The 15,095-nt window shown below is 60.9% G+C and carries 13 protein-coding genes; 8 read left to right on the top strand and 5 right to left on the bottom strand.

Going from position 1 to position 15,095, the window contains the following annotated elements; genetic code table 11:
* Positions 1–23: 23 nt before the first annotated feature.
* Together JFT91_RS01675 and pmcY are read right to left on the bottom strand one after the other, a co-directional pair.
* Positions 24–932 (bottom strand): cation diffusion facilitator family transporter, encoded by a 909-nt coding sequence (locus JFT91_RS01675; RefSeq protein ID WP_201228617.1) that lies wholly within the window; start codon positions 930–932, stop codon positions 24–26.
* A 12-nt stretch (positions 933–944) separates the two neighbouring features.
* Complete coding sequence (pmcY, locus tag JFT91_RS01670; RefSeq protein WP_034153788.1) at positions 945–1,364, bottom strand: periplasmic Zn2+ metallochaperone PmcY; 420 nt, start codon at positions 1,362–1,364, stop codon at positions 945–947.
* A 109-nt stretch (positions 1,365–1,473) separates the two neighbouring features.
* Here pmcY and hrpB point away from each other — a divergent pair, with 109 nt between their 5' ends.
* The gene (gene hrpB / locus JFT91_RS01665; protein ID WP_201231421.1) at positions 1,474–3,993 is read left to right on the top strand and encodes an ATP-dependent helicase HrpB; all 2,520 of its coding nucleotides are present in this window, start codon (positions 1,474–1,476) and stop codon (positions 3,991–3,993) included.
* A 98-nt stretch (positions 3,994–4,091) separates the two neighbouring features.
* On the opposite strand, the gene JFT91_RS01660 is transcribed toward hrpB, so the two are convergent.
* Positions 4,092–5,006: a LysR substrate-binding domain-containing protein gene (locus tag JFT91_RS01660; protein ID WP_201231420.1), complete on the bottom strand. Its 915-nt coding sequence runs from the start codon at positions 5,004–5,006 to the stop codon at positions 4,092–4,094.
* A 222-nt stretch (positions 5,007–5,228) separates the two neighbouring features.
* On the opposite strand from JFT91_RS01660, the gene JFT91_RS01655 reads away from it, so the two are divergent.
* From JFT91_RS01655 to JFT91_RS01640, 4 genes are all read left to right on the top strand, one after another.
* Positions 5,229–6,719: an aldehyde dehydrogenase family protein gene (locus JFT91_RS01655; RefSeq protein WP_201231419.1), complete on the top strand. Its 1,491-nt coding sequence runs from the start codon at positions 5,229–5,231 to the stop codon at positions 6,717–6,719.
* A gap of 1,423 nt (positions 6,720–8,142) precedes the next feature.
* Positions 8,143–9,129 (top strand): ABC transporter substrate-binding protein, encoded by a 987-nt coding sequence (locus JFT91_RS01650; RefSeq protein ID WP_201231418.1) that lies wholly within the window; start codon positions 8,143–8,145, stop codon positions 9,127–9,129.
* Positions 9,130–9,139: 10 nt separating this feature from the next.
* The gene (locus JFT91_RS01645) at positions 9,140–9,943 is read left to right on the top strand and encodes an ABC transporter permease (RefSeq protein WP_103303657.1); all 804 of its coding nucleotides are present in this window, start codon (positions 9,140–9,142) and stop codon (positions 9,941–9,943) included.
* Positions 9,931–10,767, top strand: coding sequence for an ABC transporter ATP-binding protein (locus JFT91_RS01640; RefSeq protein ID WP_201231417.1), 837 nt, complete (start codon positions 9,931–9,933; stop codon positions 10,765–10,767). The genes JFT91_RS01645 and JFT91_RS01640 overlap by 13 nt, the downstream gene beginning before the upstream one ends.
* A 132-nt stretch (positions 10,768–10,899) precedes the next feature.
* Here JFT91_RS01640 and JFT91_RS01635 read toward each other — a convergent pair whose 3' ends face one another.
* A complete protein-coding gene (locus tag JFT91_RS01635) occupies positions 10,900–11,979 on the bottom strand; it encodes an endonuclease/exonuclease/phosphatase family protein (protein WP_201231416.1) in 1,080 nt (359 codons plus the stop codon).
* A gap of 75 nt (positions 11,980–12,054) precedes the next feature.
* Entirely contained in the window at positions 12,055–12,729 is a 675-nt protein-coding gene (locus JFT91_RS01630; RefSeq protein WP_201231415.1) for a YciC family protein, read from the bottom strand.
* Between the two features lie 178 nt (positions 12,730–12,907).
* Between JFT91_RS01630 and JFT91_RS01625 the strand changes: the two genes are divergently transcribed.
* From JFT91_RS01625 to JFT91_RS01615, 3 genes are all read left to right on the top strand, one after another.
* Entirely contained in the window at positions 12,908–13,651 is a 744-nt protein-coding gene (locus JFT91_RS01625; RefSeq protein WP_201232224.1) for a DUF2076 domain-containing protein, read from the top strand.
* A 190-nt stretch (positions 13,652–13,841) separates the two neighbouring features.
* A complete protein-coding gene (locus JFT91_RS01620; RefSeq protein WP_016986151.1) occupies positions 13,842–14,321 on the top strand; it encodes a LabA-like NYN domain-containing protein in 480 nt (159 codons plus the stop codon).
* A 41-nt stretch (positions 14,322–14,362) separates the two neighbouring features.
* Entirely contained in the window at positions 14,363–14,968 is a 606-nt protein-coding gene (locus JFT91_RS01615; protein WP_201231414.1) for a 3'-5' exonuclease, read from the top strand.
* Positions 14,969–15,095 lie beyond the last annotated feature (127 nt).

The raw sequence follows: 15,095 nt of genomic DNA, 5'->3' as shown, positions 1-15,095 counted from the left end.
AGCGGCGAGCTGCAAGCTTCGAGCTACAGGATTGAAGCTTGAGGCTCGCGGCTTGTAGCTGCTTTTATCGGGTCGGCGTGCACCAGCACTTCGGCCCGTGGGTAGGCTTTGTGGATGGCATCGGCGGCCTGGTCGCTGATGCCATGCGCCACTGACAGGGTCAATTCTCCCGGCAACTCCAGGTGCAACTGCACGAACCAGTGGTTGCCGGAAATCCGCGTGCGCAAGTCATGCGCGCCCAACACCCCCGGTACACTGCACGCCAGTTCGAGCATGTGCTGACTGACATCGGTCGGCAGTTCTTCATCCATCAACACCGAAAAACTTTCCCGGGCGATCTGCACCGCGCTCCACAGAATGTAGGCAGCAATCCCCAGACCGAACCACGCATCAAGCTGATGAAAGCCGAGCCCGGCCAAAATCAGCGCAATCAGAATGCTGCCGTTGAGCAACATGTCCGAGCGATAGTGCAGCGAATCCGCGCGCACCGCGTTGGAGCCGGTCTGCTTGATCACCCGATGCTGCAACACCAGCAGCGCCGCTGTCAGCAGCAGCGAAAACACGATCACCCCGATGCTCAGCCACGGCGCGCCAAGCGGTTGTGGATCGTGCAGTCGCTCGTAAGCCTGAAACGCGATCAACACCGCACTGCCGCCAATGAACAGCGCCTGCGCCATGCCCGCGAGGGACTCGGCTTTGCCGTGACCGTAACGGTGATCGTCATCGGCCGGGCGCAGCGCGTAATGCACCGCCAGCAGATTGAGCATCGAGGTAATGCCATCGAGCGCCGAGTCGGTAAGGCCGGCGAGCATGCTCACCGAACCGCTCAGCCACCAGGCGATGGCTTTGGCGACGATCAGCGTGCAGGCCACCGCCACCGAGGCGCGGGTCGCCAGCCGTAACAGGCGGGCGTGTTCGGGGCTGGTTGTCATCAAGCTTCCTTTTTAGGCGGCGGGTTGCAGGCCGAACATCGCCAGTTGTTGAGTGCTGCCTTTGTGTTGAATCAGGCGCGGATCATCGAGAGGGAAGTCTCTTCCGAGCTCGCTTTCGAGAATAGCCTGCAACTTGTGATTATCGACCTGACCGTCAGGGCCGATGGCTTGCTTGAGCTTGGCCGGGTCGATCTGTGCGGTGTGACCGGGTTCGAAGTAGATCGCGCCAGTGGCGAAGTCGACGGCAAACGCGATCAAGCCGGGAATGATGTAGAAGAGCAGGCCCACGGCATCCAGCACGGCAATCGCCGGGTCGACCTTGCCATCAATCTGGCCGCGCCGATCCGGGTAGAAAATCGAACCGCACGCGGTGATTTGGGTGAGCAGAGTAGCGACCAGCACACCGCCGATCAGGCGAAAAGGTAAACGCATGGGAAATCTCCTCAGTCATTTGAAAACGAAGCGTCGTCATTTGGAATTAAGACCCTGACGAACGCCCGGCAGTTCGCCGTTATACTCGGCCCTCTGTTTTGGAGCCAGCATGAATTCTTTGCCGATCGACGACGTTTTACCCGCCCTGCGTGAAGCCTTGGCGACACGCCACGAAGCCGTGCTCGAAGCACCGCCCGGTGCCGGTAAAACCACCCGCGTGCCGCTGGCCCTGCTCAATGAGGCATGGCTGGACGGGCAAACCATTCTGATGCTCGAACCGCGTCGCCTGGCTGCGCGTGCGGCGGCGGAGCGCTTGGCCAGCGAGTTGGGCGAGAAGGTCGGCGAAACCGTCGGTTATCGCATTCGTCTCGACAGCAAGGTCGGCCCCAAGACGCGCATCGAAGTGGTCACCGAAGGCATTCTCACCCGCCGTTTGCAGGATGACCCGGCGCTCGAAGGCGTGGGTTTGCTGATCTTCGACGAATTCCACGAGCGCAGCCTCGACGCTGATCTGGCGTTGGCCTTAAGTCTGAACGGTCGTGAGCTGTTTCGAGCTGAACAGCCGCTGAAGATCTTGCTGATGTCGGCCACGCTCGAAGGTGAGCGCTTGGCCGGGTTGCTGGATGACGCGCCGATCCTGCGCAGCGAAGGACGCATGTACCCGGTGACGATGCGCTGGGGCCGTCCGTTCCAGCCTGGCGAATACATTGATCAACGTGTTACGCAGACCGTACTTGAAGCCCTTAATGATGAAACCGGCAGTGTGTTGGTCTTTCTGCCGGGGCAGGCCGAAATTCGTCGTGTGCATCAGCAATTAGCCGACGCGATAGGTGAGCGCAGTGACGTCTTGCTCTGCCCGCTGCACGGTGAACTCGACCTCAATGCCCAACGCGCGGCAATCGATCCGGCACCGGCCGGCCAGCGCAAAGTGGTGCTGGCGACTAACATCGCCGAGACCAGTCTGACCATCAACGGCGTGCGCGTGGTGATCGATGCCGGGCTGGCGCGGGTGCCGCGTTTCGATCCAGGCAGCGGCATGACCCGGCTCGACACGCAGCGGATTTCCAAGGCCAGCGCCACCCAGCGTGCAGGCCGCGCCGGGCGTCTGGAACCGGGCGTTTGTTATCGCTTGTGGTCGCAGGATCAGCACGAGCAACTCGCCGCTTATGGCAGTGCGGAAATTCTCTCGGCGGATCTTGCCAGCCTTGCGCTGCAATTGGCGCGCTGGGGCGTGACCCCGGGCGAATTGGTCTGGCTGGATGTGCCGCCAGCAGCGGCTTATGCACAGGCGCAGGATTTGTTGCAGCGACTGGGTGCGCTGGAAGGTGAGGCGCTGACCACTCACGGCCAGGCCATGGCTGAGTTGCCGGCGCATCCACGGATCGGCCATCTACTCCTGCGTGGTCAGGCGTTGGGGCTGGCCGACATGGCGTGCGACGTTGCCGCGTTGCTCGGCGAGCGCGATATCTTGCGCGGCGCCGGGGCCGATCTGCACAGTCGATTGGTCCTGCTTTCTGGCGAAGAACGTGCGGCCCGTGGAGCACAGGGCGGTGTGCAGCGCGCTAAGCAGCTGGCGCGGCAGTATCGCGGTTATCTGCGCGGCAAGGCGAGCGAACCGGTCAGCGATCCCGATCATCCGCGCTGGCTGGGTGCGCTGCTGGCGCTGGCGTATCCCGATCGCGTCGCGCAACAGCGGCGAGCCGGTGGCGCCGAATATCGCCTGGCCAACGGTCGCGCCGCGCTGTTCGCCGAAGCCGACAGCCTGATGAAAGAGCCGTGGATCGTCATCGCCGATCTCGGCAGCCGTCAGGGCCAGCGTGAAGAGCGGATTTACCTCGCAGCGGATTTCGATCCGGCGCTGTTCGATTCCGTGCTCGCCGAGCAAGTGCGCAACGTCGATCAACTCGACTGGGACGAGCGCGAAGGCGTGCTGCGCGCCGAACGTCAGCGCAAGGTCGGCGAGCTGATTCTCAGCCGTGAACCGTTGACCGGTCTCGATGAAAACGCGCGCAGTCAGGCATTGGTCAATCTCGTGCGGCGCAAGGGGCTGGAGCTGTTGCCGTGGACGCCGGAACTGCGTCAGTGGCAGGCGCGAGTGGCGTTGTTGCGACAGCTCGATCTGGATTCGCAGGACGCAAGCCAATGGCCGGATGTCAGCGATGCGACGTTGCTGAGCACCCTCGAGCATTGGTTAATGCCTTACTTGGGCAAGGTCTCGCGACTCAGCCATTTCGGCAATCTGGATCTGTCGAGCATCGTGCGTAATCTGCTGCCGTGGCCGTTACCGCAAAAGCTCGATGAACTGGCGCCGCATCATTTGAGCGTGCCGTCGGGGTCGTCGATTCGCCTGGATTACAGCGAGCATCCGCCGATTCTGGCGGTACGGTTGCAGGAACTGTTCGGGCTGGCGGACACGCCACGGATTGCCGGTGGGCGGCAGGTGGTCAAACTTCATCTGTTGTCGCCAGCGCGGCGGCCGGTGCAGGTAACGCAGGACTTGGCGAACTTCTGGCGCAGCACCTATGCCGAGGTGAAGAAGGATTTGAAAGGGCGGTATCCGAAGCACTACTGGCCGGACGATCCGTTGGTGGCCGAGGCGACCGCGCGGGCTAAACCACGTGGTACGTGAAGATCAAAAGATCGCAGCCTCCGGCAGCTTCTACAGTGCTGGAGTTGGCGCAACATCTATCTACTGTGGGAGCTGCCGCAGGCTGCGATCTTTCGATTTTAAAAACGGCTCTTGGCGGTCAGTTGCTCGCGGCAGTAATCGGCAAACAACTGCGCCGGTTTGGTCAGTTGCCCACGCTTGAGCCACGCCGCCACCAATCCTGAGCCGGTGACGTCCTCGGCAATTTCCACGCACACGACTTTCTTGCCATCGTAGGTGCATTCCGAATGCGGCCGCGTCACCAGTATCGAGAAGCCGAAACCCTGGCCGACCATTCCACGGACCATCTCGATTGACGGTGAGCTGAAGTCGATGCGCGGCGTCAGGCCCAATTCTTCGAAGAGGCTGACGAAGTAGGTCCGGCTCGGTTGCACGTCGAGCAGGATCATCGGCTCCAGGCACAAGTCCCGTAGCGAAACCTGCTTGTACTCGGCAAAGCGATGGTCGGCGGGTAGCAACGCATATGGCCGTTGCGCCGGCATCAGCGGTTCGGTCTGAATCGTCGCGTCGAGTTCGTGTTCATAGAGGATCACCAGGTCAAATGCGCCCGAGGTCAGGCCTTGCACCAGTTCCTGTTGCTCGCCGTCGCGGATGCGGATTTTTACCCCCGGGTACAGGGCGGAAAACCCGGCGATCAATTGCGGCAGGTATAACGGCGCGACGGTTTCGAAACAGCCGATGTCGATCTGCCCGGCGACCACATCGTTGTCGGCCAATGCGTTCTGCTCGAACTCCTTGGCCATGCGCAGCAGTTCCTGAGCCTTGCGCAAGAAACGTGCGCCGCTGGGTGTCAGGGAAACCCCTTGGGCGTGATGGCGGATCAGCAGTTGCACGGCGAAGCTGTCTTCCAGCGCCTTGATCGCCGTGGAGATCGCCGGTTGGGCGATGTAGAGCTTGCGTGAAGCCTCGGCAACGCTGCCGCATTCGACGGTGGTGATGAAATATTTCAACTGACGCAAATTGTAGGCGGCCACGGCAAACCTCAGGACGAGCGGACTCGACTTCCAAGCAATTTGTGCGCCGCCGCGTCCGCTGCGCGACGTTGTTTTTATCCTTCAACCATAGCCACCTGCGCAGTGTTTGGGGGAAGTCATTGCCCAGTGTTTTTATTGCCTGCGAAGACATTTTTACTATTTTTAGCTCGCGCAGGCCTGAGCGACCATCGACTGCACAATAAAGCCCAAGGAGCATCCGACGTGTTCGAGTTTGCAGAGTGGCAGCGCCAGGCCGTTGCATTGAAGTTTCCCGATCAAGCCGTGATCAACGGCCAACACTGCGCGGCGCAGTCGGGGCAGACCTTTGCCGCGATCAACCCGGCTACCGGCCAGTTACTGGCCAACGTTGCTGCGTGCGGCGAGGCCGATGTCGACGCGGCGGTGCGCAATGCCCGACAGGTGTTCGAGTCCGGCACTTGGTCGCAACGCTCGCCGGCCGAGCGCAAGCAAGTGCTGTTGCGTCTGGCCGATTTGTTGATGAGCCATCGCGAAGAGCTGGCGCTGCTCGACTCATTGAACATGGGCAAACCGGTGAAGGATGCCTACAACATTGATGTGCCGGGTGCCACCGGGGTGTTCCGCTGGTACGCCGAAAGTGTCGACAAGCTCTACGATCAGGTGGCGCCGAGCGCGTCCAACGTGCTGGCGACCATTACCCGCGAAGCCCTCGGTGTAGTCGCTGCGGTGGTGCCGTGGAATTTTCCCTTGGACATGGCCGCGTGGAAACTCGCGCCAGCGTTGGCGGCGGGCAATTCGGTGATTCTCAAACCCGCCGAGCAGTCACCGTTTTCGGCATTGCGTCTGGCCGAGCTGGCGCTGGAGGCGGGCCTGCCGCCGGGTGTGCTGAACGTACTGCCGGGGCTCGGCGAGCAGGCCGGCAAGGCCTTGGGCTTGCACGCGGATGTCGACTGTCTGGTGTTTACCGGTTCGACGCAGGTCGGCAAATATTTCATGCAATACGCGGCGCAATCCAACCTCAAACAGGTATGGCTGGAGTGCGGCGGCAAGAGCGCCAATCTGGTCTTCGCCGATTGCCGGGATCTGGATCTGGCGGCGGAGAAAGCCGCGTTCGGGATCTTCCTCAACCAGGGCGAAGTCTGTTCGGCCAACTCGCGGTTGCTGGTGGAACGTTCGATTCATGATGAGTTTGTCGAGCGCCTAAAAGCGCAGGCCGAACTTTGGTTGCCGGGCGATCCGCTGGATCCGCAGAGCCGCGCGGGTGCCATCGTTGATCAGCGGCAGACGGCGGGCATCATGCGCGCCATTCGCCAGGCACAAGAGCAGGGCGCGACGCTGGTATGCGGCGGCCGGCAACGGCGTTTCAATGGTTCGGACAATTTCATCGAGCCGACGATTTTCACCGGTGTGAAAGCCGACATGTCGCTGTTTCGTGAAGAGGTGTTCGGGCCGGTGCTGGCGGTGGTGCCGTTCGACAGTGAAGAGGAGGCCGTGCGTCTGGCGAATGACAGCGTCTACGGGCTGGCGGCATCGCTGTGGACCGATGATCTGCATCGCGCGCATCGCGTGGCGCGACGGTCGCGTGCCGGCACGGTGTCGGTCAATACCGTCGATGCGCTGGACGTGACCGTGCCGTTTGGCGGCGGCAAGCAATCGGGTTTTGGCCGCGATTTGTCGCTGCATTCATTCGACAAATACACCCAACTGAAAACCACTTGGTTCCAATTGCGCTGATACCGCGTCGCCCCCTTCGCGAGCAGGCTCACTCCCAAAAGAGTTTTGTGTCGATCACACATCCCCTGTAGGAGTGAGCCTGCTCGCGATAGCGATGGGTCAGGCGGCAAAGATATCGACTGACCGGACGCCATCGCTGGCAAGCCAGCTCCCACAGGTTTCAGTGGTGCTCACAAAATCCGGGCACACCTTAGATCCTTGTAGGAGTGAGCCTGCTCGCGATAGCGGTGGGTCAGGCAGCAAAGATGTCGACTGACCGGACGCCATCGCGAGCAGGCTCACTCCTACAGTATTCAGCGGTGCTCACAAAATCCGGGCATACCTTAGATCCATGTAGGAGTGAGCCTGCTCGCGATAGCGGTGGGTCAGGCAGCAAAGATGTCGACTGACCGGACGCCATCGCGAGCAGGCTCACTCCTACAGTATTCAGCGGTGCTCACAAAATCCGGGCACACCTTAGATCCTTGTAGGAGTGAGCCTGCTCGCGATAGCGGTGGGTCAGGCAGCAAAGATATCGACTGACCGGACGCCATCGCTGGCAAGCCACACAGGTTTCAGCGGTGCTCACAAAATCCGGGCATACCTTAGATCCATGTAGGAGTGAGCCTGCTCGCGATAGCGGTGGGTCAGGCAGCAAAGATGTCGACTGACCGGACGCCATCGCTGGCAAGCCAGCTCCCACAGGTTTCAGTGGTGCTCACAAAATCCGGGCACACCTTAGATCCTTGTAGGAGTGAGCCTGCTCGCGATAGCGGTGGGTCAGGCAGCAAAGATGTCGACTGACCGGACGCCATCGCGAGCAGGCTCACTCCTACAGTATTCAGCGGTGCTCACAAAATCCGGGCACACCTTAGATCCTTGTAGGAGTGAGCCTGCTCGCGATAGCGGTGGGTCAGGCAGCAAAGATGTCGACTGACCGGACGCCATCGCTGGCAAGCCAGCTCCCACAGGTTTCAGTGGTGCTCACAAAATCCGGGCACACCTTAGATCCTTGTAGGAGTGAGCCTGCTCGCGATAGCGGTGGGTCAGGCAGCAAAGATATCGGCCGACGGGGCGCCATCGCGAGCAGGCTCGCTCCTACAGTATTCAGTGGTGCTCACAAAATCCGGGCACGCCCGAGATCCCTGTGGGAGCTGGCTTGCCAGCGATGGCATTCTTTCTGTCACAGAAAATCCCCGACTTGCACCGACCTCGAACATCCGCGCAAGCCCCGCTCTTTTGCGGTGCGCCCTAAGCAGTTTTTTCATTGTTCGCAGCCAACAATTTCCTGATTTTCCTCACCGCGCACATGGGCCACCATCGATCTCGCCAGCCCAAGCCTTTCACGCCAGAGTCCAGCAGAGACCGCAGCGTGGATTCACATCATTTGGCGCTGGCCGTACTGCCCATGACAAAACTAAATCAACAGCGTCGGGAGTGCTCCATGATCAAGTCCTTGTGTATCCGTCTCGCTCATCCTCTGGCGATCACCGCCCTTGCCGCCACGGTCGCGACCAGCGCCCAGGCCGGCACCCTGTCCATCGGCCACACCACGTGGGTCGGTTACGGCACGCTTTATCTGGCTCAGGACCTGGGCTATTTCAAGGAAAAAGGTCTGACCGTCGAATTGCCCGTGGTTGAAGAAGCCTCGATGTACATGGCCGCGCAGGCGTCCGGGCAACTCTCGGGCTCGGCGTCGACCATCGACGAAGTGCTCAAGTACCGGCCGCAATTCTGCTTCAAGGCGGTCGCGGCACTGGATGACAGCCATGGCGGCGACGGCGTGCTGGTCGGCAAGGATGTGCAAAGCCTGCAAGAACTCAAGGGCAAATCCGTCGCGGTGAACGAAGGCTCGACCTCGCAGTTCTGGCTCTCGTATCTGCTGAAAAAGAACGGCATGAAAATGAGCGACATCACCGTGCAGAACATGACCGCTGACGATGCCGCCACCGCGTTCATCGCCGGTCGCGTGCCCGCTGCGGTGACTTGGGAACCGCATCTGTCGATGGTCCGCGACAAGCAGCAAGGCAAGGTGTTGATCGACAGCAGCACCACGCCCGGAGTGATCGTCGATGTGGTGGCGCTCAACTGCAGCGTCATCGAAAAACAGCCGGAGGACGTCAAGGCGCTGGTCGCCGGTTTGTACAAAGCCGTGCAATACACCAAGGATCACCCGGAAGACGCTTACAAAATCATGGCCAAAGGCGTCGGCGGTTACCTGTCCGATCCGAAGGAACTGGCTGCCGCCGCGCAAGGCGTGCGCTTCTACGATCAGGCCATGAGCGAGAAGCTCCTCGGCGCACCGGGCCAGCCGGGTGACAGCGCCGCGTTGATCAAACTGGCCAACGAAACCGCCAGCGAGTTGCAAGGCAAACCCTACAACGTCAGTCATGACGAGTTGGTCGACAACCGTTTCGTCAGCCCGCTCTAGGAGGTCTGCAATGTTCAAGCGCAATTCGTGGCTGAGCCGCAGCCTCACGCCGAAAACCGCTTTGCCGGTACCCGTGGTGTGGAGCGCCAGCGGTCTGGCCTGGGTGTTGTTGGTCGGTCTGTGGGCCGGGTTGTCCTACGGCGGCATCGTGCCGGGGATGTTCTTGCCTACGCCGGGCGCGGTGGTCGAAGCGGCCGTGCGGTTGAGCCGCGACGGCACCCTTGGCACGCATGTCTGGGCCAGTGTCGAAGTGGTGATGGTCGGCTTCATTGTGTCGTCGCTGGTGGCGGTACCGTTGGGATTACTGATGGGCAGCTTCCGCATCGTCCAGGCGTTTCTGGAACCGCTGGTGAACTTCATTCGTTATCTGCCGGTGACCTCGTTCGTGCCGCTGTTCATCCTGTGGATCGGCATCGGTCTGGAACAGCGGGTGTCGGTGATTATCTTCGGTGTGTTCTTCCAGCAACTGGTGATGATTGCCGATGTGTCGAAAGGTATTTCCAAGGACTTGATCAACGCCTCCTACACCTTGGGTTCCAACCGCCGTGATGCGGTGTTGCATGTGATCGCCCCGGCCTCGGTGCCCGGCGTGCTCGACACTTTGCGGGTAACCATGGGCTGGGCCTGGACCTATCTGGTGGTGGCCGAACTGGTCGCGGCGTCCAGTGGCCTCGGCTATTTGAGTCTGAAAGCCATGCGCGGCTTTCAGGTTGACGTGATTTTCCTCGCCATCGCGATCATCGGCCTGCTCGGTCTGGTGACTGATCAACTGTTCCGTTTTCTCCGCTTGAGGGTTGCCGCATGGGCTCAGTGACTGCTGCCAATCATCGTTTTATCGAACCGGTCGCGGCACCGGTGCAGGCCGCGCCACGCTTGCAGGTGGACAAGGTCAGCCTGCGCTACAAGAAGCCCGATGGCGGAACGTTTACCGCGCTGGAAGAGGTTTCATTCGAAGTGCCGGATCAGCAGTTCGCCGTGCTGGTCGGGCCGTCGGGTTGCGGCAAGTCGAGCCTGTTGTACTTGACCGCTGGCCTGGCCGAACCCACCTCCGGCGAGATCTACGTCGGCGGCCAGCAGGTGCAAGGTCCCGGCGCGGATCGCGGCATGGTCTTTCAGAGCTATACGTTGTTCCCGTGGCTGACGGTACGACAGAACGTCGAGTTCGGCCTCAAGCGTCGTGGCCTGCCGGCGGCGCGGCGCAAAGAGATTGTCGATTACTACGTCAACGAAGTCGGCCTCGCCGGGTTCGCCGACAGCTACGCCAAACAGCTCTCGGGCGGGATGATGCAGCGCGTGGCGATTGCGCGGGCGCTGGCCAATGATCCGCAGATTTTGCTGATGGACGAACCGTTCGGTGCGCTGGATAGCCAAACGCGTTTGCAGATGCAGCAGTTGTTGCTGCGGGTGTGGGGCAACAGCAAAAAAACCGTGCTGTTCGTCACCCACGACATCGACGAAGCGATTCTGCTCGGTGACCGGGTCTATGTGATGGGCGCCAAGCCGGGGCGGATCAAGCAGATTCTCGACGTACCGATCGAGCGTCCGCGCTCGCTGGACATGGTCATGGAACGCTCATTCATCGACATGAAACGGCAGATCTTCGGCCTGCTGCACGACGATCTGGAAGAAGTGCACTGATCACGCAATACCCCTGTAGGAGCTGCCGAAGGCTGCGATCTTTTGATCTTGTTTTTTAAGATCAAGAGATCGCAGCCTTCGGCAGCTCCTACAGGGGCATTGTTGTATTGAAGGTTATGAGGAAAACCAGGCTCAAGGCGCGGCGGGCAGGAGGAAACGCGCGATCACCGGCAGGTGATCGGAGATGCGCAGCGTGTCGTCCTGGCGCACCATCGCTTCGATACGTTTGATTTTCGGGCTGTAGAACAGATAGTCGACCGTGCGATCCGGGCCGTTCAGGCCGGGGTCGTTGGGGTAGTGGGTCAGCCACTGCGCGCGGTCGATGCCGCTGGCCTCGTTGTTGGTCGGGATCATCGGGTATTTGTCCCACAGCAGGTGCAGTTCGCTGTCGGCCGAGTAGGGCGTGCGCTGTTCGGCGGGCAAGCGCCGATATTGGCCGAGCGGCAGCAGGTTGAAGTCGCCACCGATCAGCCAGGGCAGGCCTTGGCTTTCATACTTGTCGAGCACTTTGGCCACGGCGCTCACTTGCGTTTGCAAGGTGTTGTCCGGTTGCCGGGCACGCTCCAGGTGGGTGTTGAATACGGTCAGTTGCCCACCATCGCTGAGCGGCAGTTTGGTCGCGAGCAGGGCGTCTTTCGGTTGAAACTGACGGCTGATGAAGTTGCTCGAGGCCACCGGCAGTTGCAGGCGTTCGGCGTGTTCGATGCGATAGCGGCTCAGCGTCGCCAGCTGCCGGCCAACGCTGCCGAAGATATGCGGATCCGGGACAAAGTCAGCCTTCCAGTCAAAGGCATGGGCGCTGCACGGATACAAATCGGCGACGCGTTCCTGCAACAGCTTGAGCTGGTCTTGATAGTCGCTGGCTTTGGCGCCGTCATCCAGTTCCTGCAACAGCACCACATCGGGCTGCTCATCGCGAATCACCCGCGCCACTTCGTCGAGGCTGAAGGCCATGTCTTCCGGCGTGGGTGCTTCGTCATCACCCTGTGCCAGGTCATTCCAGAACACATATCGCTTGCCGGCCAGATACTGCACGTTCCAGGTCATGACTTTCAGCGCTTGCCCGGGCACCAGCGTCGGCGGCTTGCCGGTGCAACTGACCGGCAGGGTTTCGCGGGCGTCGGGGCGCCAGGTCAGGCTGAACATCAGCACGCCGATCAGGACGACGGCGAGCACAAAAAGCATCAGGGTGTAGCGCAGTAGACGGGTCATGGCTCGGCTTATAGCGTTACAGAAAGTGGCCCCGAGCATACCTGAGGGCGGTCGCGATGCCCAAGCGCCGTGCGGTCAGACCGCTCCGTCACGTTTGTCAGGCAATTCGCTGATCAGCATGAACAGCCGGAACAACACCACACTGGTGAACAGTTGCAGGAAACTGTGAGCGCTTTCGATCAGCACGGCGATCGCCGGGTTTTGCGGCTCCGGATACACCGCCAGTGTCGCGCCCTTGAGCAACCACAGGGGTGTCATCACGCAGAGAATGCACAGCAGGATTCGCCAGAAATGCCCGCGAGTCAGGCGCAGGCTTTCTTTCATTGCCTGCAACGGCCCCATGCCGCGCAGTACCAGCAGGTATTCGCCGAACGCGAGCATGACCATCAAGATCAGCCCCGGCAGGAAATACAGCGACAGGCCCAACAGGATCAGCAGGGTGTTAAGCGCTGTCAGCAGGGCGAAACGCGGCCACAGGCGCGCAGACATCGCCAGCAGATCGAGGGTGCGCGGCGCTTCGCCACGGGTGCGGGCGTCGAGAAACAGGATCAGTGCGGCGGTGTACAACGGGTAAACCAGCAGGCCGACGACCACGCTGACCGAGGAAAAACTCTCCGGGTCGCTGTTGTGATCGACCACTTGCTGCAGAAACGCTTCGAAAATCACCAGCGGCAGGCACAGCTGCACGATGCTGCCCAAATGGCGTTTGAAAAAATACAGAGAGTCGCGCAGTACTTCGAGGGCATTCATCAGTCGGTATCGCAGGTCGAAAACAGTGGCTCACTTTAACCGATGATGCGCGAGGCGACACGAACGTAAACATTCGGTAAAGGTCATTGAAACGTTTTGTCACTGTCTCCATTACAGGAGAGCACCTTGTCCAATGTGGACGAGGGCAATGTTATCCCCGGCAATCTACGAGGTCGCCATGAACAGCGAAGAGCAAACCCTGATCGATGGACTGTTTTCCCGGCTGCAACAGGCCGAAACGGAGGCAGCCCCGCGCGATGCCCAGGCTGAAACGCGGATCAAGGAACACCTGACGCGCCAACCGGCCGCAGGTTATTTCATGACCCAGGCGATTCTGGTGCAAGAGGCTGCGCTCAAGAGCCTCGATGAGCAGAACAAGCAACTGACCCAGCAAATTCAGCAATTGCAGGCGGAACTGCAATCGGCCAAAGCACAAAGTGCCGCGCCTGCGCCGAGCGGCGGCGGGTTTTTGTCGAGCATCTTTGGTGGCGGCAGCTCGCGCCCAGCGCCAACCCAAAGCGCTCCAGCCTCGACCGGCGGCTGGCGCGAGCCGGCGCCGCAGCAGAACTTTAACGCGCCTGCGCCCCAGCAGAACTTCGGCGCGCCGCCGCCTAACTACGCGCAGCAAGCCGCTCCGGCGGCGGGCAGCAGCTTCCTCGGTGGCGCGCTGAAAACTGCGGCCGGTGTGGCCGGTGGCGTGATGCTGGCGCAAGGCATCAGCAGCCTGTTCCATCACAACCAGCAACCGCAGGAAATCGTTGAGGTGATCAAGGAAGAGCCGGCACAGGTGGCCGACCAGAGCAGCAGTGGCTGGGGCGATGATCAGCGCATGGCCGGCAACGATCAGGGCGGCTTCACCGACACTGATTACAGCAGCGACGACAACTCATCATTCTTCGATGACGACGACTCCTTCGTCTGACACCTGCATTCATCAGGTTTGACACCAAACCTGTGGTGAGGGGATAAATCCCCTCACCACTCGTCAGCAGCACCTGCGCGCCTGCCGGTGATTATTCGCTGAACCTTCCTCTTGGCTGGCATACTGAGCGCCTTTTTCGGGCCCCGCGCCTGATCCCGCTTCTTGCGCTCGCGCGCTCACAGGAACTCCGGTGAAAAAAATCGCAGTGTTCGCCGACGTGCAGAACCTCTACTACACCGTGCGTCAGGCCTATGGTTGCCACTTCAACTATGCCGCGCTGTGGGCGGATATCAGCAAGGACGGGCAGATTGTCGAGGCCTACGCCTACGCGATCGACCGTGGCGACAGCAAGCAGCAGCAGTTCCAGCAGATCCTGCGCAACCTCGGGTTTACCGTGAAACTCAAGCCCTACATCCAGCGCAGCGACGGCTCGGCCAAGGGCGACTGGGACGTGGGCATCACCCTCGACATCATGGACGCCGCCGACCATGTCGACGAAGTCGTCCTCGCTTCCGGTGACGGCGATTTCGACATGCTGCTCGAACGCATCATCAGCAAACACGGGGTGCAGGCAGTCGCCTATGGCGTGCCCGGCCTGACCGCGAACTCGCTGATTCGTGCCGCCAGCCGCTACGTGCCGATCGAAGGCGCGCTGCTTCTGAAGAATTAAGCTGCACCCGAGAAATTGAATTGGACGGAGTACATCCCGGTTTGGAACGCATTGCAGTCATCGACTTTGAAACCACCGGCCTCTCGCCGAACAGCAGCTGTCGCGCCACGGAAATCGCCGTGGTCATGCTGGAAAACGGCCGTATCGTCGAGCGTTACCAGAGCCTGATGAACGCTGGCGTGCGCGTCCCGGCGTTCATCGAGCAACTGACCGGCATCAGCAACGCCATGCTGCGCACCGCGCCGCCGGCGGAGCAGGTGATGAACGAGGTCAACGAATTCGTCGGCTGCACGCCACTGGTCGCGCACAACGCTTCGTTCGACCAGAAGTTCTGGGATTTCGAGCTGGGGCGGATCAAGCGCACGCGCTTGCAGAACTTTGCCTGTTCGCTGCTGCTGGCGCGTCGATTGATGCCGGCCGCACCGAATCACAAGCTCGGCACGCTCACCACTTTTGCGCGCCTGCCGCACACTGGCCAGGCTCACCGGGCCATGGCCGATGCCGAGATGGCGGCCAACCTGATGGCGCATCTGGCCGCAGAGTTGCGCGACAAGCATGGCGTGCGCGAGCTATCGCATGACCTGCTGTGCAAACTGCAGAAAGTCCCCGCCGCCAAAGTCAGCGAACACCTGCAGCGCTACCGCTGATCCCGCGCCCCACACAAAGCCCCTATGGGAGCGAGCCTGCTCGCGAAAGCGGTGTATCAGGCAACATCAATGTTGAATGAAAAACCGCATTCGCGAGCAGGCTCGCTCCCACAGGGGCATGTTCGTC

Source organism: Pseudomonas sp. TH08, from assembly GCF_016651275.1.
GTDB lineage: Bacteria > Pseudomonadota > Gammaproteobacteria > Pseudomonadales > Pseudomonadaceae > Aquipseudomonas.
This window is presented reverse-complemented; position numbering and strand designations above follow the sequence as displayed.